The sequence below is a fragment of the Saccharopolyspora hordei genome (assembly GCF_013410345.1).
GTDB classification, from domain to species: domain Bacteria; phylum Actinomycetota; class Actinomycetes; order Mycobacteriales; family Pseudonocardiaceae; genus Saccharopolyspora; species Saccharopolyspora hordei.
In genome coordinates, this window is sequence record NZ_JACCFJ010000001.1 from 3595135 (window position 1) to 3614240 (window position 19106).

At 72.7% G+C, this 19106-nt stretch carries 18 protein-coding genes; 11 read left to right on the plus strand and 7 right to left on the minus strand.

From position 1 onward, the window contains the following. Nucleotides 1-64: 64 nt before the first annotated feature. Entirely contained in the window at nucleotides 65-787 is a 723-nt protein-coding gene (locus tag HNR68_RS16470; protein ID WP_179722101.1) for a 3-keto-5-aminohexanoate cleavage protein, read from the plus strand. Then, nucleotides 784-1182: a PaaI family thioesterase gene (locus tag HNR68_RS16475; RefSeq protein ID WP_380573677.1), complete on the plus strand. Its 399-nt coding sequence runs from the start codon at nucleotides 784-786 to the stop codon at nucleotides 1180-1182. Before HNR68_RS16470 ends, HNR68_RS16475 begins: the two co-directional genes overlap by 4 nt. A 3-nt stretch (nucleotides 1183-1185) precedes the next feature. On the opposite strand, the gene HNR68_RS16480 is transcribed toward HNR68_RS16475, so the two are convergent. Together HNR68_RS16480 and HNR68_RS16485 are read right to left on the minus strand one after the other, a co-directional pair. Continuing rightward, on the minus strand, nucleotides 1186-2061 hold the full coding sequence (locus tag HNR68_RS16480) for an alpha/beta fold hydrolase (RefSeq protein ID WP_179722103.1): 876 nt from the start codon (nucleotides 2059-2061) through the stop codon (nucleotides 1186-1188). 92 nt (nucleotides 2062-2153) lie between these two features. Continuing rightward, nucleotides 2154-2978, minus strand: a complete 825-nt coding sequence (locus tag HNR68_RS16485; RefSeq protein WP_179722106.1) for an alpha/beta fold hydrolase — start codon at nucleotides 2976-2978, stop codon at nucleotides 2154-2156. A gap of 1174 nt (nucleotides 2979-4152) precedes the next feature. Between HNR68_RS16485 and HNR68_RS16490 the strand changes: the two genes are divergently transcribed. Continuing rightward, entirely contained in the window at nucleotides 4153-4371 is a 219-nt protein-coding gene (locus tag HNR68_RS16490; RefSeq protein ID WP_179722109.1) for a hypothetical protein, read from the plus strand. Between the two features lie 92 nt (nucleotides 4372-4463). Here the strand turns inward: HNR68_RS16490 and HNR68_RS16495 are convergent, their stop codons facing one another. Further along, nucleotides 4464-4772 (minus strand): DUF6221 family protein, encoded by a 309-nt coding sequence (locus tag HNR68_RS16495; protein ID WP_179722112.1) that lies wholly within the window; start codon nucleotides 4770-4772, stop codon nucleotides 4464-4466. Between the two features lie 277 nt (nucleotides 4773-5049). Between HNR68_RS16495 and HNR68_RS16500 the strand changes: the two genes are divergently transcribed. Continuing rightward, on the plus strand, nucleotides 5050-6084 hold the full coding sequence (locus tag HNR68_RS16500) for a peptidoglycan recognition protein family protein (protein WP_343050186.1): 1035 nt from the start codon (nucleotides 5050-5052) through the stop codon (nucleotides 6082-6084). Between the two features lie 256 nt (nucleotides 6085-6340). Here HNR68_RS16500 and HNR68_RS16505 read toward each other — a convergent pair whose 3' ends face one another. After that, nucleotides 6341-9367, minus strand: a complete 3027-nt coding sequence (locus HNR68_RS16505; protein ID WP_246330468.1) for an alpha-mannosidase — start codon at nucleotides 9365-9367, stop codon at nucleotides 6341-6343. A gap of 114 nt (nucleotides 9368-9481) precedes the next feature. On the opposite strand from HNR68_RS16505, the gene HNR68_RS16510 reads away from it, so the two are divergent. Beyond that, nucleotides 9482-9745, plus strand: a complete 264-nt coding sequence (locus tag HNR68_RS16510; protein WP_179722117.1) for a Prokaryotic metallothionein — start codon at nucleotides 9482-9484, stop codon at nucleotides 9743-9745. Nucleotides 9746-10366: 621 nt separating this feature from the next. Beyond that, a complete protein-coding gene (locus HNR68_RS16515) occupies nucleotides 10367-11119 on the plus strand; it encodes a putative protein N(5)-glutamine methyltransferase (RefSeq protein WP_179722120.1) in 753 nt (250 codons plus the stop codon). Nucleotides 11120-11364: 245 nt separating this feature from the next. On the opposite strand, the gene HNR68_RS16520 is transcribed toward HNR68_RS16515, so the two are convergent. The 3 genes from HNR68_RS16520 to HNR68_RS16530 form a co-directional block, all read right to left on the minus strand. Next, on the minus strand, nucleotides 11365-12510 hold the full coding sequence (locus tag HNR68_RS16520) for an AAA family ATPase (RefSeq protein ID WP_179722123.1): 1146 nt from the start codon (nucleotides 12508-12510) through the stop codon (nucleotides 11365-11367). A gap of 85 nt (nucleotides 12511-12595) precedes the next feature. Then, nucleotides 12596-13123 carry a gamma carbonic anhydrase family protein gene (locus tag HNR68_RS16525; protein ID WP_179722126.1) on the minus strand — a complete coding sequence of 176 codons (528 nt, stop codon included), beginning with the start codon at nucleotides 13121-13123 and terminating at the stop codon, nucleotides 12596-12598. Beyond that, nucleotides 13120-13878 (minus strand): GntR family transcriptional regulator, encoded by a 759-nt coding sequence (locus tag HNR68_RS16530; RefSeq protein WP_343050187.1) that lies wholly within the window; start codon nucleotides 13876-13878, stop codon nucleotides 13120-13122. Before HNR68_RS16530 ends, HNR68_RS16525 begins: the two co-directional genes overlap by 4 nt. Nucleotides 13879-14064: 186 nt before the next feature. Here HNR68_RS16530 and HNR68_RS16535 point away from each other — a divergent pair, with 186 nt between their 5' ends. From HNR68_RS16535 to HNR68_RS16555, 5 genes are read left to right on the plus strand one after another with little or no spacing between them, the layout of a single operon-like run. Then, nucleotides 14065-15282 (plus strand): CaiB/BaiF CoA transferase family protein, encoded by a 1218-nt coding sequence (locus HNR68_RS16535; protein ID WP_179722129.1) that lies wholly within the window; start codon nucleotides 14065-14067, stop codon nucleotides 15280-15282. Nucleotides 15283-15331: 49 nt separating this feature from the next. After that, the gene (locus HNR68_RS16540; RefSeq protein WP_179722132.1) at nucleotides 15332-16309 is read left to right on the plus strand and encodes a tripartite tricarboxylate transporter substrate binding protein; all 978 of its coding nucleotides are present in this window, start codon (nucleotides 15332-15334) and stop codon (nucleotides 16307-16309) included. Further along, complete coding sequence (locus tag HNR68_RS16545) at nucleotides 16306-16788, plus strand: tripartite tricarboxylate transporter TctB family protein (RefSeq protein WP_246330469.1); 483 nt, start codon at nucleotides 16306-16308, stop codon at nucleotides 16786-16788. Before HNR68_RS16540 ends, HNR68_RS16545 begins: the two co-directional genes overlap by 4 nt. A 15-nt stretch (nucleotides 16789-16803) precedes the next feature. Next, a complete protein-coding gene (locus HNR68_RS16550; protein WP_179722135.1) occupies nucleotides 16804-18303 on the plus strand; it encodes a tripartite tricarboxylate transporter permease in 1500 nt (499 codons plus the stop codon). After that, nucleotides 18293-19066: an enoyl-CoA hydratase/isomerase family protein gene (locus HNR68_RS16555; protein WP_179722138.1), complete on the plus strand. Its 774-nt coding sequence runs from the start codon at nucleotides 18293-18295 to the stop codon at nucleotides 19064-19066. The genes HNR68_RS16550 and HNR68_RS16555 overlap by 11 nt, the downstream gene beginning before the upstream one ends. Nucleotides 19067-19106: the final 40 nt, after the last annotated feature.

Below are 19106 nucleotides of genomic sequence, written 5' to 3' on the forward strand. Positions count from 1 at the left end.
GGGATGATCACGAAACGACGTCGTCAACTTCCGCTGACGAGCCCGACCAGGGGAGAATCACACCATGCTGCAGGTCTGCCTCAACGGCTCCCGGTCTCCGCGCGAGCACTTCCACCTGCCCGTGCGCCCGGAAGAACTGGCCAAAGCCGCCGCGGACGCCGTCGCCGCCGGCGCCACCGACATCCACCTGCACCCCAAGGCACCCGACGGCACCGACAGCCTCGACCCGCACCTGGTCGCCGCCACGCTGCGCGCGGTGCGCGCCGCCGCCCCCGGCATCCCGGTCGGTGTCACCACCACAGCCTGGACCGCCCCCGACGCGGCCACCCGCGTCCAGGCCATCCGCTCCTGGACCGTGCTGCCCGACCACGCCTCGGTGAACTGGCACGAACCCGGCGCCGACGACGTCGCCGCCGCCCTGCTCGAACGCGGCATCGGCGTGGAAGCCGGCATCCACTCCGGCACCGACGCCGACCAGCAGTTCCACCGCTCGCCGCACCGCACCCGCGTGCTGCGCATCCTCGCCGAGGTCACCGACCTCACCGCCCGCGGAGCGGCCACCACCGCCGAAGCGCTGCTGGACCGCCTGCACCCCGCACCCGCCCCGATCCTGCTGCACGGCGAAGCCGCCGGAGCCTGGCCGGTGCTGGCCGTGGCCGCCCGCCGAGGCCTGGCCACCCGCATCGGCCTGGAAGACACGCTGACGCTGCCGGACGGCCAGATCGCCGCCGACAACGCCGAACTCGTCACCGCCGCCGTCGCCGCGCTCTCCGGAGGCGCCCGGTGACCACCACTCCCCAGCAGCTGGTCTCCCTGATGCCCTTCGCCGAAGCCCTGGGCGTGCGCGTCACCGACGCCACCGCGCAGGAGGTCCGCGCCCACCTCGACTGGGCACCCGAGCGCTGCACCGCAGGCGGAGTGCTGCACGGGGAAGCGCTGATGGCCCTGGCCGACTCCGCCGGCGCGATCTGCGCCTTCCTCAACCTGCCGGCGGGCGCCGGCACCGCCACCACCTCCTCGACGACGAACTTCTTCCGCGCCCTGCGCGACGGGACGTTGCACGCGGTCAGCCGGCCGCTGCACGTGGGCCGCACCAGCATCACGGTGCAGACCGAACTGCTCGACGACTCCGGCCGCCGCATCGGCCACACCACCCAGACCCAGGCCGTGCTCACCGGGTGAGGCTCAGCCGAGGCCGTCGAGGAACGACACGATCGCTCCGCCGACAGCCTCGGGCTCATCCAGCGGCGCCAGGTGACCGGCGTCGTCGACCTCCACCCACCTCGCCCCCGGCGCCGACTCCGCCGCCCGCCGCACCACCGCCTGGCTGACCAAGGTGTCCTTCCGCCCGTGCACCCACAACGACGGCACCTGCAGCCGCCGCAGGCCGGGGGTGTGGTTGAGCACCATGCGCCGCGGCCCGTAGGCGGCGACCTGCCAGTCGTCCAGCGCCGGGTCACCGTGCTCGGCCCGCCGCCGCGCCTCGGCTTCGACCATCCGCATCAGCACCGCGAAGTCACGGGTGTGCTCGCCGTGGACGAAAGTGCGGGCCATCGAGCGCCGCAACAACCACGGCGAAACCATCCACCGCGACGCCCAGCGCAGCAGCGTGCTGCTCCGCAACGCCAGCCAGGTCAGCAGCTGCAGCGGGCGCTCGTCGTCCAACCCGCCCGGGTTGATCGCCACCAGCCCGGCGACCCGCTCCGGGCGCGACAACGCGTACCCGGTGGCGATCCCGCCACCCATCGACAACCCGACCAGCACGGCGCGGGAGATCCCGAGGTGGTCGAGCACCTCGTCGAGCACGGCCTCCATCCGCGCCTGGTCGAGCAGCCCCGTCCACGGGCGCGACCCGCCGTGCCGCGGCATGTCGACGGCGACCACGTCCCGGTCACGGGCCAGCACCGGCGCCAGGTGGTGCCAGGTGAACGCCGCGGTGTCCAGCATCGCCCCGTGCAGCAGCACCACGCTCAGCGCCTCGCGCGGGCCGGCTCGGTAGATCCGCAACGGTCCTTGCGGCAGCCGAACGTCCTGGTAGGAGGAGAAGACATCGGTGTTCATGACACTCCCTCGTCGGCTCCAGCGTGGCGGTCGAGTCCCGCGATGCCGGTGACCCTGCTCGAGCGCGGTCCCAGCACCACAGCCGCGCGGTTTCACTCCCGCAGGAACGGTTGCACGCGGGCGAGGACCTCAGCCGACCGGCCCCACCCGCCGAGGTGATCAGCACCGCGCAGGCTGAAGAACCCGGCACCGGACCGCTCAGCGAACACCCGCACCGGCTCGTGCCACGGATCACCGTCCCCGGCGTACAGCAGCATCTCGACACCGCAGCCCGCCAGCTCCGCGTGCACACCCGGCGCACGCGAGAACGCCTCGAAGTTCGCCCGCAACGCGGCAGGGTCCGCCGCCCCGATCACCGCAGCCAGCTCAGGGTCGGCCATCGCCCCCTGGACCATCAGCGGGAACGGATCGGCGTCAGCGGCGAGCCCGGACGCGCGCAGCATCGGGCCGATCACCGAACCGAACCCGTCGAGGGGATCGAAACCGCCCGCGACCAGCCGGGTCAGCCGCTCCGGCGCGTGCACGGCGACGGCGTACCCGGTCAGCGCACCCAACGAGTACCCCCAGTACGCGGCCCTGTCCGCGCCCACCGCATCGAGCACGGCGACGACGTACTCCGCGCGCCGGGCGAGCTGGTAGTCCGCGGGGTCCTGCGGCGCACCACTGGCCCCGAGCCCCAGTGGATCGACGGTGATCACCGTGTGGAACTCGGCCAGGGGAGCGGTGTACCCGGCCCGAGCCCAGTGCTCACCGACCTGGAACATCCCCGGGTGCAGCACCAGCGGCGGCCCGTCCCCGCACACCTCGAACCCGACCCGGAACCCGTTGCTGCGCGCGAAGAACACCCGTTCCTCCTCGACGAGACCCCGGCCCGCTGCGGCACCGGGGGAGAGGCGTACCAGCCGCGAGTCAACCATGCCGCAGATCGTGCCGGGCGCGGGTCTCGGCGAGTCCGCCTGCCGGTCGCGGTGAGGCCAGAGGAGCACGACGCCGAGCCGCCGGACCGATCGGTGTGACGGGGCGCTGGCGACGGGACCCGGTGCGTGCGAACGCGACGATGCGGCGTTCCCGAGACGGCACGGCCGACGTGGACCGGCTGCGGGTGCGGCTCGTTCGTGCGTCGCGGCGATGCCGCTGGTCGGCGACACGCTGCGGGTGCCGATGTCAGCGCGACACCCGGCTCGGAGGAGGGGCTCGCGCACCGCCCAGCCGCGTTGCTTGACATAATGTACATTATCGGCGTTGCGGCGACCTGCGGGAACGCTCGCGGGAGGGGCTTCGCGCGGACTCCCGTGGTGGCCACGTGCACCGGCACGTCGGTGGCGCCGCGACCGGCCACGGATGCGCGGCCCGCCGATCGGCTCGCCGGCGTGCCGAGCGGACGGCGCTCATCGAGGACGTGCGGGCGGTGATGGTGCCGAGCTCGGGTCGACGCGGCGCCGCGGTGCGCGTCGCGCCGGTGCCGACCGGCGTGGTGGCGACTCAGTCGTCTCACGCCCCCGGCCGGTCGAAACACGCGGTCGGCGCGGCCTGGTCCCCGGCGCTCATTACCGTCACTGTGACGAAAGTTGGGTGATGGAACCGGGCCGCCGATGTGCCGCTGCGGAGGACGCCGATCGGGCTCGGCGAGCTCCGCCTCGGATCAGGTGATCATGAACCGCTGGGCCCTCGGCTGCAGCCTGCGCCGACTCCGCCGCCCGCACGCACAGACGCTGGTGCGACGCCGACCGCCGAGCGACGAGGGCCCACGGACCGGCCGACCGACACGGTCGGGGTGTGCCTCGATCCCCCGGGAGCGGGCTCCGCTCACCACCGAACCACTTCTCCATTTGATGGATAATGTTGATTATCCATCAAATAGAGAAACTGACTGGTCACCCCAAGCGCTGGTCAGGTGACGGACTCGGCTCGTCCGCGACGAGTGCGAGCCCGCCGATCCCCTGCCCGGACTTTCCCCTGTGGAGCCTCAGTCCCTTCCCCTCCTGGGTGCGGGGCACCGAGCCCCTGCCCCGCCATGCGCTGATCCGCGAGGTCCGTTGTCACGGTCCTGTGTGCAGCCCCCTGCTCCCCTGCCCCGGTCAGCCACCGGCTGTGCTGGCCGGTTCGCCGATCCGCCAGCACCACGCGCGGCTGCACGCGACGCTGCGGGAGGCGGCGCAGACGCACACGCGCCCCCGGAGGGTGTTGACGGTCGTGCTGGTGGGGGGCGTCATCGGCGTGCACGCGCAGTGGCGGGTCGCGCCGGAGGCGGTGGACCGGGAGTCGGTCCGGGCGAACACGGGTGCGCTGCTGGCGGCGCACGCGGTGTGACTGCCCTGCCCCACGGGAGCAGCGGTCCCTGCGCCAGCCGGTCGCCTCGGCGGCTCCGCCGGGGAGCCGCAACGGCTCCTCCCCCTGGTGGTTCAGGGGCGCCAGCGGGAGGCGTAGCCGGGGCGGTCGGCGTAGGGCAGGCCGAGGAGCGCCCGGGTGGGGCAACCGCGTTCGTCTTCCGGTGGGTAGCTCTCCCCCAGTTCGTCGCAGGGGCCGTGGCCGGTGCCGCAGTGGCGGTGGGCGGCGAGCAGGCGGCTCTTGAGCTCGCACTCGCGGAAGCCGCGGATGGGGGTGATCAGGCAGTGGCGGTGGGTCCCGGTTTCGGCGTCCTGCCGGGCTTGGCGCAGCAGTTCCAGGTCGATGTCGAGCTGACGGCGCAGGAACTCGGCGAACCGGTCCATCTGTCGCACTCCCGTTGTCCGCTGTCGTGGTCGGTCCACAGGCAGGGACTCTGCGGCGGCCCGATGATGACGTCGGTGTGTCGGTGATCTTGCGGGTTCGTGGCTTGTTGTCGGATTGGTGGCGGTTTGTCGCCAAGAATTCCCGCGCGCCGAGGTCGCTTCCTAGGGTCGGCGCTGATCTGTCGTCGGATTGCGGGAGTTCGGCATGGTGTTGCGTGACGTTCAGGTGGCTCGTCGGGCGCTGCTGGCTGGAGGGCTGGCGGTCACGGCCGTGGGAGTGACGGGAGTTCCGGGGTGGGCGGCGTCGTCGCGGCGCGCGGCGGCACCGGACATCCTGTCGACCTCGGACTGGGGCGCGCGGGAGCCGAGCTCTCCGGTGGAGGTGCTGGACTCCAAGCCGGTGAAGATCGTGGTGCACCACACCGCGACGCCCAACAGCGACGACACCTCGCAGACGCACGCCGAGGAGCTGGCGCGCCAGATCCAGGACTACCACATGGACACCAACGGCTGGATCGACACCGGGCAGAACTTCACCAACACCCGGGGCGGCTACCTGCTGGAGGGCCGGCACAAGAGCCTGTCGGTGCTGAAGGCCGGTGATCAGCACGTCAAGGGCGCGCACGCGGGTGACCAGAACTCGGTGTCGCTGGGCATCGAGAACGAGGGCACCTACACCTCGGCGTCGGTGCCGAGCGCGTTGTGGAGCTCGCTGGTGGAGCTGTGCTCCTACATGGTGTCGCAGTACGGGATCGAGCCGGGCGAGATCTACGGGCACCGGGACTTCATGGCCACCGAGTGCCCGGGTGATGTGCTCTACGGGCGGTTACCGGAGCTGCGGGAGGCGGTGGGCGCCAAGACCGGCAAGCAGGTGCGGCAGCCGGTGGTGTGGCCGTTGCTGCGCGCGGGTGCGGAGGGCCCGCGGGTGACGGCGCTGCAGCTGCTGCTGCGGTCGCGGGGCGAGTCGGTGCCGGTGGACGGGGTGTTCGCCGGTCGCACCCGGGAGGTGGCCGGCCGGGTGGCCGGTGAGCTGGGTGCGGTGGGCAAGACGTGCTCGGCGACGCGGGTGGCGGAGCCGGGTCTGTTCGGTGGTCGCGGCTGGGACGGTCTGGTGCCGGTCGTGGGCCCGGGTGCCTCGGGGGATGCGGTGCGCGCGGCGCAGACGCTGCTGGTCTCGCGGGGTCGGTACGTGCCGGCGGATGCGCGGTTCGCCGACCGGACCGAGTCGGTGGTGCGGGAGTTCCAGGCGGCCAGCGGGCTGGCGGTCACGGGTGTGGTGGACCGGGCGACCTGGCAGCGGCTGCTGGCCTGATCCCGCCCGGGGCCCCCGGGTCCCGGGGGCCTGGGGAACCGGTGGGTGTCCTCGCGCGGCTGTGGGTGCGGGCCGCGCGAGGACACCTCGGGCGGAGGAGCCGGCGTCCCTCTCCCCTGGCCGTCGCGAAGAGGCGGCACCCGGCCGGTGGTTCAGTCTCCGAGGCGGCCTGCGTCGCCGGACGCTGCCGGCGTGAGCACGACCGGGTGGGGTTCGGCCGTCGCGGGGCGGCCGGACCCCACGCGCAGGGTCGGGGTCAGCGGGTGAAGCGCAGGGTGCGGATCTCGAAGGGCCGCAGCCGCAGGTCGAGGGCGTCGGTGGTGGCGTCGGGTTCGGCCAGGGGCCGCTCCAGCAGGTCGGTGCGGGTGACGGCGGTGGCTGCGAAGGAGGTGGTCAGGCGTGCGCGGGCGCGGCCGCCGCGGGACTCGTACAGCCGCACCACGAGGTCGCCGCTGCGGTCGTCGGCGAGCTTGACGGACTCGATGACGACGGCGTCGTTGTCGACGGTGACCAGCGGTGCCACGGTGCGCGAGCCGGGGACGGTGCGTTCGGGCAGGTTGAGCTGGTAGCCCTCGCGGACCGCGTCGCCGATGTCGGCGCCGACCAGCAGTGCGTAGCGCAGCCGGTGGTGGCCGTGGTCGGTGTGCGGGTCGGGGAACCGCGGGGCGCGCAGCAGCGACAGTCGCACCGTGGTGGTGGTGCCGCCGTCGTCCCGGGTGTCGCGGGTGACGTCGTGGCCGTAGGTGGAGTCGTTGATCAGGGCGTGGCCGTAGCCGGGTTCGCCGACGTGCAGGTAGCGGTGGGCGCAGATCTCGAACTTGGCGGCGTCCCACGAGGTGTTGGTGTGGGTGGGGCGCATGACGTGGCCGAACTGGGTCTCGGCGGCGGAGCGGTCGGCGTGCACGTCCAGCGGGAAGGCGGCCTTGAGGATCTTCTCGGTCTCGTGCCAGTCGATGTCGGTGGTGATCTCCACGCGGCGGGACTGCGCGGGCAGGGTGATGTGCTGGGTGATCGTGGAGCGGCCGACGGTGCGGCGGACGTGGACGGTGTGCTCGTCGGTGGTGATCTCGTCGACGTCGGTGAGGTCGTGGACCTGGTGGCGGTAGAAGCTGTCGAGGTCCCAGGCGTCCCAGGCGTTGGGGTGGTCGGGGTGCAGCTGCAGCAGGTTGCCGGGCGCGGCGAGCGCTTCGCGTTCGGCGGCGTGGTCGTAGACCGAGGTCAGCAGGCCGCGGTGGTCGATGGTGACGTGCAGCAGCCCGTTGTCCAGTGTGGTGGTGCCGTCGGGGTGGCGGGTCGGGCTGGGTGGTGTGGTGTGCTCGCCGGTGGCCGCGCCGAGGGCGGGGACGCTGTTGCGGCCGTGGGGTGCGGCGTTGAAGGTGATCGGGTGCGTCGGTGGGCCGGCGAGGGCCTGCTGGGCCTGGGTGATGATGGCGTCGAGTTCTCCGGCGACGCGGCGGTAGGTCTCCTGGGCTTCGCGGTGCACCCAGGCGATGGAGGAACCGGGCAGGATGTCGTGGAACTGGTGCAGCAGCACCTGCTTCCACAGCCGGTCGAGGTCGTCGTAGGGGTAGTCGCGGCCGGTGGTGATGGTGGCGGTGGCGCACCAGAGTTCGGCTTCGCGCAGGAGGTGTTCGCTGCGGCGGTTGCCCTGCTTGGTCTTGGCCTGCGAGGTGTAGGTGCCGCGGTGGAACTCCAGGTAGAGCTCGCCGGACCACACGGCGGGCCCGGTGTGGTCGGCTTCGGCGGCGGTGAAGAACTCCTCGGGGGTGTCCAGGCGGACCTTGGGTGAGCCTTCCAGGTCGGCGGTGCGGGCGGCGCGGGCGAGCATCTCGCGGGTGGGTCCTCCCCCGCCGTCGCCGTGGCCGAAGGGCAGCAGGGAGCGGGTGGCGCGGCCGTGTTCGGCGAAGTTGCGCTGGGCGTGGGCGAGTTCGGCGCCGGTGATCTCGGCGTTGTAGGTGTCGACGGGTGGGAAGTGGGTGAAGACGCGGGTGCCGTCGATGCCTTCCCACCAGAAGGTGTGGTGCGGGAAGTGGTTGGTCTGGTTCCAGGAGATCTTCTGGGTGAGGAACCAGCGGGAGCCGGAGGCGGCGATGAGCTGCGGCAGTGCGGCGGAGTAGCCGAAGGAGTCCGGCAGCCACACCTCGCGGGTCTCGATGCCGTACTCCTCTAGGTAGAAGCGCTTGCCGTGGATGAGCTGGCGGGCCAGGGCCTCGCCGCCGGGCATGTTGGTGTCGGACTCGACCCACATGCCGCCGACGGGCACGAACTGCCCGGTGCGGATGAAGGTGCGGACGCGGTCGTGCAGCTGCGGGTAGCGTTCCTTGATCCAGGCCAGCTGCTGGGCCTGCGACATCGCGAAGTGGAAGTCGGGGTGGGTGGCCATGAGCGTGGTGACGTTGGCCAGGGTGCGGGCGACCTTGCGGACGGTTTCGCGCAGCGGCCACAGCCAGGCGGAGTCGATGTGGGCGTGTCCGACGGCGGAGAGGGTGTGGGCGCTGGCGTGGGCGGGTTTGGCGAGGACGTCGGTGAGTTCGGCGCGGGCCTGGGGTGCGGTGCCGGCGATGTCGTGCAGGTCGAGGCGGTCGAGCATGTGTTCCAGGGCGCGCAGGATCTCGTGCCGGCGGGGTGAGTCGGTGGGCAGCTGCCGCATCAGCTGGTCGAGGACTTCGGTGTCCTGCACGAGGTGGAAGACCTCCTCGTCGAGGATGGCGAGGTCGGCGCTGCGCAGCACGTACAGCGGTGGCCCGTCGGGGGTGGGGCGGTCGCCGAGGTCGGTGGGCTGGAAGCCGTTCGGGCCGAGGATGATCGGGTTGGCGGCGGCTTCGACGTAGAAGGTGCGGGTCTTGCCGCCGCTGTTGCGGCCCAGCGGCAGGTGGGTGTTGCGGGGGTGCAGGCCCTTGACGATGGTGCCGTCGGGGGTGTGGGCGAGGCCTTCGCACTGGAACCCGGGGCGGTCGGCGTCGAAGCCGAGGTCGATGAGCATCTCGACGGTCTGGCCGTCCCAGTGTTCGGGGACGGTGGCGGTGACGCGGAACCAGCTGGTGCCCCACGCGGGGCCCCAGGGCTGGCCGGGGGCGGTGGGTGTGTAGTCGGCGCGCAGGGCTTCGGTGACGTCGACGGGTTCGCCGGGGGCGTGCCAGACGGCGATGTCGCAGGGGATGTGGTCGCGGTGCTGGGCGGGGCGCAGTCGTTCGGCCAGGACGCGGTCGAGGCGCTGTTCGACGATGTGGCGGTCGTCGTGCATGGTGCTCCCGGGTCGTTTCGCGAGTGTGATGCTGATCATGGTGACACATCGGTGGGGTGGGTGGCACCGGTCGAGCGCGGCGCGGTTGCCGGTTGGTCGGGGGGCTCGCATGCTGCGGGTGTCTGCCCGTTCGAGCGCGAGATGAGGCGAGCCATGGCGACCTGCGAAGTCTGCGGCAACGACTACTGGATGACCTTCGAGGTGCACACCACCGGCGGCGGGGTGCACACCTTCGACAGCTTCGAGTGCGCGGCGCAGCGGTTGGCGCCGGTGTGCGAGCACTGCGGGTGCCGGATCCTCGGGCACGGTGTGGAGGCCAGTGGCCAGTTCTTCTGCTGCGCGCACTGCGCGCGCAGGTCCAACGTGGCGGTGGCCGCGGAGCTGCGGGACACCGTGGGTGCGCACCCCGAAGCATGACGCGAGGTCTGTTGGAACCACCACAACTCCGCCGTTCGGGTGATTCACGGATGCTTGTGGTCGTCGTTGTGAATACGTTGTGAAGTGGGTGAAACACCCGGACCACCTGCGGCGACATGGCGGGTGAGACGAGCTTCCGAGGTCCGGTTCGCGCTGGTTGTCGGGAACCGGATTTGACAACCGAGGAGAGTCGTCGATTAACCCTCTCGGAGTAGTGGAGGATGCCCCGATGGCAAGTCTGGTTCGCTGGTTGGGCGAGATGGCCCGCGAGATGCAGCGGGCCCGCACGGTGATGCGGCACCCGCAGTCGAGCGTGCACCAGCGCAACGTGCGGGTCTGACCACCCGCGCACCGCTCCGGTGAGACCGGGCGGTGCAGGAACGGCAACAGGCTGGCGGCGTCCAGCCGCGACTGCAGCACCGGGGCACCGTGAACGACAACCGGGGCCTGTTGCCGGGACTCGCAGTACTGGGTCGTGACCACCCCGGTCACGACCCAGCGTCGTGTTCGCCGCACCCGCGCGGTGCGGCTCGATGAGGACCCGCGGGTTGCTAGGGTGCGGCTGGGGCATCTGACCAGCCGCACCGTCGAGAGGCGCTCGCGATTCGTCCGTCTTCTGCAGTGGTCGCCGCGTTGCGCGCGGCCGGGTGCGTCTTCGCCGAGGACGAGGCCGCGCTGCTGCAGGAGGCCGCGGATGGTCCTGTGCGGCTGCGCGAGCTGGTGCGCCGCCGCGTCAGCGGGGAGCCGCTGGAGCAGGTGCTGGGCTGGGCGCGGTTCTGCGGCCTGCGGATCGCCGTGGCCCCCGGGGTGTTCGTGCCGCGGCGACGCACCGAGTTCCTCGCCGAGCAGGCGATCGCCGTGACCGCAGCGGGCGCGGTGGTGGTGGAGCTGTGCTGCGGGACCGGTGCGGTGAGTGCCGCGGTGCTGGAGCGCTGCCCCACCGCCGAGCTCTACGCCACCGACATCGACCCCGCCGCCGTGGCCTGTGCCGCGCAGAACCTGCCCGGTGCCGCCGCGGTGGTGCGCGGTGACCTGTACCAGGCGCTGCCTGCTGGGTTGCGGGGCCGGGTGCGGGTGCTGGTGGCCAACGCCCCCTACGTGCCCACCGGCGAGGTCGGCCTGATGCCGCCGGAGGCCCGCGTGCACGAACCCGCGGTGGCGCTGGACGGCGGTGCCGACGGCCTGGCCCTGCAGCGGCGCGTGGCCGCCGGCGCACCGCAGTGGCTGGCACCGGGCGGGACCGTGCTGATCGAGACCAGCCGCCACCAGGCACCGCACACCGCCACCCTGCTCACCTCCGCGGGACTGACCTCCCGCGTGCTGCGCTGCGAGGACCGTGACGCCACCGTCGTCGCCGGGACCGCACCCTCCTGAGTGGACCCGCACCGCCCAGGCGCGCCGTGGACGTGATCCCCACGGGGATCGCGGGAGCCGGCAGTGCCGCGGTGAGGTCGATCTCGATCAGTTGGCCGCGGAAGCCCAGCCGGGCGCCGGCCTCCACGACGGTGACCTGGTGGCGTGTGCGGCTGCGGTGATGTTCCTGGTCGCCCGGCCGAGCATGCCCCGGCGACGCCACACGCACCCGGTTCCTCGATGCGCGGTGCCCCGTCCGGGCAGCCTCAGGTCGCCGGCCAGCCGGTGCGGGCGAGGACCTCGTCGACGACCTGGTCGACCGTGCGGGCGCTGGTGTCCACGCGCACGTCCCCGAGCTCGGCGCGCTCCAGCGCCTGGGCCTGCGCGGCGGCGTCCTCGGCGACGCGGTGCAGCTGCGCGGCCGCGAGACCGGGGAGCGGGTCGCCGGGTTGGGGCCAGCCCTCGCCCCGGCCGCGCAGCGTGATCCGGTGCGCCAGGTGCTCGGCGGTGGCGTGCAGGCGGCACACCGCGAACCGCGCCGCAGGGAGGGCCTGGGTGCAGGTGGTGATGGCGGTGGTGTTCTCGGCGGGGCCGGTGATGACCAGGTGACGGGCTCCCGCGCCGTGGTAGGTGTCCCACAGCGCGGCGAGGTTGGCGGCCGTGAGCCGGTGACCGCCGCGGGGGTGGAAGGCGAGTTGGTCGAGGTCGACGTAGGCCGCGGTGCGCCCGGCCCGCAGGGTGCGCAGGTAGACCGCGAACCCGGTGGCCGACTTGCCGACCCCGGTCGGTCCGCACAGCCACAGCACCTCTCCCCCGGCACGGCTGGCGCGCTGCGGCGCCGCACCGCTGCCCGCAGGCACTTCTGCCTCTGCGGGCCAGTTCCCGCAGCGCTGCCGGACCAGGGCGGCGGTCTCCTCGACGGTGCGGCCGGTGGTGTCCACGCACACCCCGATGCCGCCGGCGTCGAGGGCGTCGGCTTCCCGCAGCACCTCGCGCACCTCGGCGCCCGCGCCCTGGCGGTGCCGGAACCGGCGGGTGAGCTCGGCGTGGTCGGCCCGCAACCGGCACAGCAGCAGCCTCGCCCGCGGGAGGTCCTCGGCCGCCACGCCGCGCGCGGTGTCGACGACGCCGGAGACGAGCACGCACTGCGCCCCGGCCGCCCGGAAGTGGGCCACCACCGCACGCAGGTTCGCGGTCTTCACCCGGTGCCGTCCCGCATCGCCGGCGGGTTCGGGGTAGCAGATGCCGAGCTGGTCGAGGTCGACGTAGGCGCTGCCGATCCCGGCCTGGGTGAGCTGGGTGTGCAGCTGCCAGGCGACGGCGGTCTTGCCGACGCCGGGTGGGCCGCACACCCACAGCACCGGGATCGCTCGCTCGTCGGTCTCCGGGGTGGTGGGCACGAGCGAGATCATGACCCGCACCCCGCGCCAGGGCGAACGCATTTCCCGGCGGAGCCGGGGGTGCCCGGCACCCGCCGGACACCCCCGGCGACCGGGCTCAGCCGAGTGCGGTGCGGTGCTTGTCCGCCAGCTGGGTGTAGTGCTCGGCGGACAGCTGCAGCGCCTTCTGCTCGTCGGCGGTCAGCTCACGCCGCACCTTGGCGGGGGTGCCTGCGACCATCGACCCGGGCGGCACCTCGGTGCCCTCCAGCACCACCGCGCCCGCGGCCACCAGCGACCCGGCGCCGATGCGCGCACCGTTGAGCACCACCGCCCCCATGCCGATCAAGCAGCCCTCCTCCACGGTGCAGCCGTGCAGGACCGCCTTGTGGCCGACGGTGACCCCGGCGGCGATGTGCGCGGGGAAACCGGGGTCGGCGTGCACGACGCAGCCGTCCTGGATGTTGCTGGCCTCCCCGACGCTGATGTCCTCCTGGTCGCCGCGCAGCACCGCGTTGTACCAGACGCTGGCGCGGGCGCCCAGGCGCACGCGCCCGATCAGCGCCGCGCCCGGGGCCACGAACGCCTCCGGCGGGATCTGCGGGCTGATGCCGTCGACGGTCAGGGTGGTGGGGCCTGCGCTCACTGGTCCTCCTGTGCTTGACGTTGCTGCCGCAGCCACTGCAGCGCTTCCTCGGTGTGTCCGTCCACCTTGGTCTCGATGCCGTCGAGGAAGGTGCGGTCCCCGTGCACGGCGAGCTCGGCCAGCACCGCCTCGGGGTCACCGGCCTCGATGGTCTCCAACAGCCGCCGGTGCCGCGCGACGTCCTCGATCAGGCTCTCCCCGTCCTGGCGGGCCTTGCGGTTGAGCGCCATGGACAGCATCAGCTGCAGCTGCAGCGACCGGTAGGCCTCCTCCAGCCGCTGGTGCCCGGACAGGCCGACCACCGCGAGGTGGAAGGCGAACGAGCACTCCAGGAACTCGGGCTGGTCCCCGGCGTCGGCGGCCTCGCTCATCCGCTGCAGGGCCTGCCGGCACCGCCGCAGCCGTGACTGCTCCCGCACCGGCACACCCAGCCGCACGGCCAGCCGTTCGAACTCCGCGCGCAGCGTGCAGATCTCGTAGATGTCGTGCAGCGTCAGCGGGGTGACGATCACGCCCTTGCGGGGCACCTGCCGCACCAGGCCCTCGCGTTCGAGCACCCGCAGCGCCTCGCGCAACGGCGGGCGGCTGATGCCCAGTTCGCGGGTCAGCCGGTTCTCCACGATGCGCTGCCCGCACAGCAGCTCCCCGCCGACGATCATGCGGCGCAGGGTCGCCGCGGCCAACTCCACCAGGCTCGGTGGGCCGACGATGCTGGGCGCGCGCACCGCCGGGCTGTCTTCAACGGATCCGGTCACGACCGGCAGTCTCTCCTTCCGGTGCCGGGCGGCGGGGCGGGTTCGCGATTCCCGCCAGGCGGCTGGTCCACCCGGAGCAACCTCACCGACCAAGCTTGTCAGCTCCGATCAGACTGCTGTAGACAAAATTCAGGTGATGCCGATCACGGTACCCGGTTCCTCCCTCCGGACCCCCTGGAGCCGCGCATGACGACCACCCCCGCAACCGGCCCGCTCCCACTGCACGGGGTGCGCGTGCTGGAGATCGGCGCGTTCATGGCCGCGCCGTTCGCCACGATGCAACTGGCCGACCTCGGCGCCGACGTCATCAAGGTCGAGAACCCGGCCGGTGGCGACCCGGTGCGCCAGACCGGGCCGTTCCTGTCCGGCCACAGCTCCCCGTTCCTGCGGTTGAACCGCAACAAGCGGTCGCTGGCGGTGGACCTCAAGACCGACGAGGGTCGCGACCTGCTGCACCGGCTGCTCGACGACACCGACGTGCTGGTGGAGAACCTGCGGCCCGGCGCGCTGGCCGCCCTCGGCTTCGGCCACGACGCGGTGCGCGCCCGCAACCCGCGCCTGGTCTACGTCTCGGCCTCCGGGTGGGGCCAGGACGGGCCACTGGCCGACCAGCCCGGCCTGGACATCATGGCCCAGGCCCGCGCCGGGCTGATGAGCATCACCGGCCACCCCGGCGGGCCCCCCACCAAGGTCGGGGTGCCGATGTGCGACCTGGTGTGCGGCCTGTACGCCGCGCTGGGCGCGGTGGCGGCGCTGCGCGCCCGCGAGCACACCGGGCAGGGCCAGTACCTCGACGTCAGCCTGCTGGAGTCCGGGGTGTCGTTCGCGGTGTGGGAGGCAGGCACCTACTTCGCCACCGGCGAGGTGGGGCGCGCACACGGGTCGGCGCACCAGAACAGCGCCCCCTACCAGGCGCTGCGCAGCAAGGACGGGTGGGTGACGGTCGGGGCCACCACCACCAAGACGTGGCCGGCGTTCTGCCACGCCCTGCAGCTGACCGAGCTGCTCGACGACGAGCGCTACCGCACCTCCTACGACCGCTACCAGCACCGCGACAGCCTCATCCCCGCCATCGAAGAGGCCACCACGCGCCGCACCACCGCCGAGATCGTCGACGCGCTCACCACCGCTGGGGTGCCGTGCGCGCCGATCGCCACCACCGACGAGGTGTTCACCAGCGACCACCTGCTGCAGCGGGACTTCTTCTGGGACGCCCCGCACCCCGAGCTCGGTGACGTGCGCCAGATCGGCTCCCCGATGCGGCTGTCGGACACCCCGCCCCGCCGGGACTCGGCCGGCCCGGGGCTGGGCGCCCACACCCGCGAGGTGCTCACCGAAGCGGGCCTGGACGCCGACGAGGTGACGCGACTGCGCGACCGCGGGGTCATCGCCACCGGCGACTGACGCACCCCACCCCTCTCCCCTTTCCGCGACGCGAGCTCGAGGAGGAGCGATGCGCGCGATCTCCCGCGGCCGCCGGGTGCTGGCCGCTGTGAGCACCGTGGTGCTGCTGGGCGGGTGCGCGCTCGGCAGCGCCGGGGAAGACCAGGCCGGTGCGCCGCGCCCGCAGGGGGCGGTGACGATGGTGGTGCCCTTCGCCGCCGGCGGCGGCAGCGACATCTCCGGGCGCGCCACCGCCGACGGGCTGGTGTCGGTGCGGCCCGAGCTGCGCATCGACGTCGTCAACCGGGAGGGCGGGCAGGGCGCGGTCGGCTACTCCTACCTGCTGGCCAAGGCCGGGTCACCGAACTTCCTGCTGGCCACCGAGACCTCGCTGCTGGCGTTGCCGCTGAGCGTGGACGTGGCGTTCTCCCACCGCGACTTCACCCCGATCGTCAAGCTCGGCGAGGACCACACGCTGCTCGTCGCACGACCGGACTCTCCGATCACCAGCTGCGCCGACGCGGTCACCCACAGCCGGCAGCGGCGGGTGCTGGCCGGGGTCTCCGGGGCGGTGGGACCGGACGCGGTGGTGTTCGACCAGCTCGAACGACTCGCCGGAGCCGACGTCGACGTCGTGCCCTACGAAGGCGGCGGCGAGACGATGGCCGCGGTGCTGGGCGGGCAGGTCGAGCTGGCCTCGCTCAACCCCAGCGAAGTCATCGGCCAGCTGCGCGCCGGCAGCCTCAAGGCGCTGTGCGTGTTCGCCGACCAGCGCTACGACCACCCGCAGCTGGCGCACATCCCGACCTCCCGGGAACAGGGGGTGCCGGTGGCCTTCGCCCAGTTCCGCGGCGTGATCGCCCCCGGTGGGCTCTCGCCGCAGGCCACCCAGTACTGGATCGACGCCGCCCGCGACTTCACCGCCTCCCCCGCCTACCGCGACTACGTCACCTCCGAGTTCCTGCAACCACGGGTGGCCTTCGGCGCGGACTTCGCCGCCTACCTCGCCGACAGCGAACGTGCCCTGGCCGAGGTGGTGCGGCGATGAGCGACCACCGCGCGCACGTGCTGCTGTTCAGCGCCCTGGCGCTGATCGGCGCAGGCTTCGCCGTCACCGCCGTCGGCTACGGGGTGCTGCTGCCCGGCTCGCGCATCGGCCCGGGGTTCCTGCCGCTGGTGGCCGGGGGGCTGCTGACGGTGTTGTCCCTGGCGCTGCTGCGCCAGCACCTGCGCACGCCACCAGCGGCCCCTCCTGAGCCCGGGGTCGACGACGCCGGACGCACCCCGCAGCAGCGGGCGCAGATCCTGCGGCGGGTGTTCGTGCTGCTGCCGGTCGCGGTCGCGCTCGTGCCGCTGCTGGGCATGGTGGTCGCCTTCGGGCTGCTGGTGCTGGTGATCTCCACCTGGCTGGAGCACCGCCGCCTGCTGCCCGCGCTGCTGCTGTCCGCCACCGCCTCGGTGGTGATGCACGCCGTCTTCGCCGGGGTGCTGCAGGTGCCGCTGCCCACCGGCGTGTTCGGGTTCTAGGGAGGTGCGTGGCTCGTGCTGGACAACCTGCTGCTGGGCGCCTCCACCGCGCTGACCCCGGTGAACCTGCTGTGGTGCTTCGTCGGGGTGCTGCTGGGCACCGTGATCGGGCTGCTGCCCGGACTGGGCTCCAGCACCGGCGTGGCGGTGCTCATCCCGCTGACGCTGACCGTCGAACCGGTCACCGCGCTGATCATGCTCGCCGGCATCTACTACGGCTCCCAGTACGGCGGCACGATCACCTCCGTGCTGCTGTCCACCCCCGGCGAGGCCGCCAGCGTCGTCACCACCCTCGACGGCTACCAGATGGCCCGCCAGGGACGCGCCGGCGCGGCCCTGGCCATCGCCGCCATCGGCTCCTTCGTCGCCGCGATCGCCTCGCTGGTCCTGCTGGCCGCCGTGGCACCACCCCTGGCGTCGGTGGCCCTGCAGTTCGGGCCGCCGGAGAACCTCGCGGTCATGGTGCTGGCGCTGGTGACCATGGTCGTGCTCACCACCGGCTCCACGCTGCGCGCCGCGGCGATGGCCTGCGCCGGGGTGCTGCTGGCCTGCGTGGGCATCGACTTCGGCACCGGACAGGCCCGCTACACCTTCGGCAGCGTCGAACTGCTCTCCGGCGTTCCCTACGTCGAAGTGGTCATCGGCCTGTTCGCCGTCGGCGAGGTGCTGCACCAGATCCGCCTCGGCGCCGCCACCCCCATCCGCGCCCGCTTCCGCGACCTGGTCATCCGCCGCCGCGACATCCGCGACTCCGCCGGGGCCATCGCCCGCGGCAGCGCCGTCGGCTTCGGCCTGGGCATCCTGCCCGGCGCCGGATCCACCCTCGCCTCCTTCCTGGCCTACGGCGTGGAACGCCGCGTCTCCCGCAACGCCGCCCAGTTCGGGCACGGCGCCATCCAAGGCGTGGCCGCACCGGAGAGCGCCAACAACGCCGCGGCCAACGCCAACTTCATCCCCACCCTCACCCTCGGCATCCCCGGCGGCGCCACCACCGCCGTGCTGCTGGGCGCGCTGACCATCTACGGCATCCAACCCGGCCCGCTGCTGTTCGACGAACAACCCGAACTCGTGTGGGGCCTGCTGGTGTCGTTCTTCATCGGCAACGTCGTCCTGCTGGTGCTCAACCTGCCGCTGGCGCCGGTGTTCGCCCAACTGCTGCGCATCCCCTACGGCTACCTCTACCCCCTGATCCTGTTCACCAGCTTCGTCGGCGCCTACGCCATCGACAACGACCTCTTCAGCGTCTGGCTGGTGCTGGTCTTCGGCGTCCTCGGCTACGGCATGAAGCGCTTCGACCTGCCGATGGCGCCGCTGGTGGTCGGCATCGTCATCGGCGGGCTGTTCGAGAAAGCGCTCGTGCAGTCCTCGGCCCTGCTGGACGGCAACCTGTGGCTGCTGGCCACCCACCCCATCGCAGCGAGCATCCTCGCCGCAGCACTGCTGCTGCTCGCCGGCCCCGCACTCACCCGGCGCCTGCGCCGACGCACCACCCCGGAGGGAACGCATGTCCGATGAGCTGATCACCACCCGCGACGGCGCCGTGCTGCAGGTGGTGTTCAACCGCCCCGCACAGCGCAACGCCATGACCTGGCAGATGTACGACGGGCTGGTGGCCGCCTGCCGCACCGCCGACGCTGACCCCGACATCCGCGTGCTGGTGCTGCGCGGCGCCGGTGACGAGGCGTTCGTGGCCGGCACCGACATCACCCAGTTCACCGAGTTCACCAGCGGCGAGGACGGCGTGGCCTACGAGCGGCGCATGGAAGAGGTCCTCACCGAGCTCGAATCGGTGAAGGTGCCCACCATCGCCGCGATCTCCGGCTACTGCGTGGGCGCTGGCCTGGCGCTGGCGGCCGTGTGCGACCTGCGCGTGTCCACCACGACCGGCCGCTTCGGGGTGCCGGTGGCCCGCACGCTGGGCAACTGCCTGGCCATGAACACCTACTCGCTGCTGGTGTTCCACCTCGGCCCGGCCCGCGCCAAGGACATGCTGCTGCGCGCCCGCCTGTTCGACGCCAGCGAAGCGCACGCCGCCGGGTTCGTCACCGAACTCTGCCCACCCGACCAGCTCGACGCCACCGTGGCGGAGATGGCCGCGCGAGTGGCCCAGCACGCCCCGCTGACCATGTGGGCGGCCAAGGAAGCGGTGCGGCGACTGCGGCTGGCCGGCCTGCCCGACGGCGACGACCTGGTGCGCACCGTGTTCGGCAGCGAGGACTTCCGGCACGGGGTGCGGGCCTTCCTGGACAAGACCCCGCGCCGCTGGCAGGGCCGCTGAACCCACCCGGCCAGGGGGAGAGCATGTGCACCGCGCCGTG

What these genes read in the sequence shown, in the direction of transcription:
- HNR68_RS16470 (WP_179722101.1), top strand. Translation starts at nt 65, where the DNA reads ATGCTGCAGGTCTGCCTCAACGGCTCCCGGTCTCCGCGCGAGCACTTC.
- HNR68_RS16480 (WP_179722103.1), bottom strand. Translation starts at nt 2,061, where the DNA reads ATGAACACCGATGTCTTCTCCTCCTACCAGGACGTTCGGCTGCCGCAA.
- HNR68_RS16485 (WP_179722106.1), bottom strand. Translation starts at nt 2,978, where the DNA reads ATGGTTGACTCGCGGCTGGTACGCCTCTCCCCCGGTGCCGCAGCGGGC.
- HNR68_RS16495 (WP_179722112.1), bottom strand. Translation starts at nt 4,772, where the DNA reads ATGGACCGGTTCGCCGAGTTCCTGCGCCGTCAGCTCGACATCGACCTG.
- HNR68_RS16505 (WP_246330468.1), bottom strand. Translation starts at nt 9,367, where the DNA reads ATGATCAGCATCACACTCGCGAAACGACCCGGGAGCACCATGCACGAC.
- HNR68_RS16510 (WP_179722117.1), top strand. Translation starts at nt 9,482, where the DNA reads ATGGCGACCTGCGAAGTCTGCGGCAACGACTACTGGATGACCTTCGAG.
- HNR68_RS16520 (WP_179722123.1), bottom strand. Translation starts at nt 12,510, where the DNA reads ATGATCTCGCTCGTGCCCACCACCCCGGAGACCGACGAGCGAGCGATC.
- HNR68_RS16535 (WP_179722129.1), top strand. Translation starts at nt 14,065, where the DNA reads ATGACGACCACCCCCGCAACCGGCCCGCTCCCACTGCACGGGGTGCGC.
- HNR68_RS16540 (WP_179722132.1), top strand. Translation starts at nt 15,332, where the DNA reads ATGCGCGCGATCTCCCGCGGCCGCCGGGTGCTGGCCGCTGTGAGCACC.
- HNR68_RS16545 (WP_246330469.1), top strand. Translation starts at nt 16,306, where the DNA reads ATGAGCGACCACCGCGCGCACGTGCTGCTGTTCAGCGCCCTGGCGCTG.
- HNR68_RS16555 (WP_179722138.1), top strand. Translation starts at nt 18,293, where the DNA reads ATGTCCGATGAGCTGATCACCACCCGCGACGGCGCCGTGCTGCAGGTG.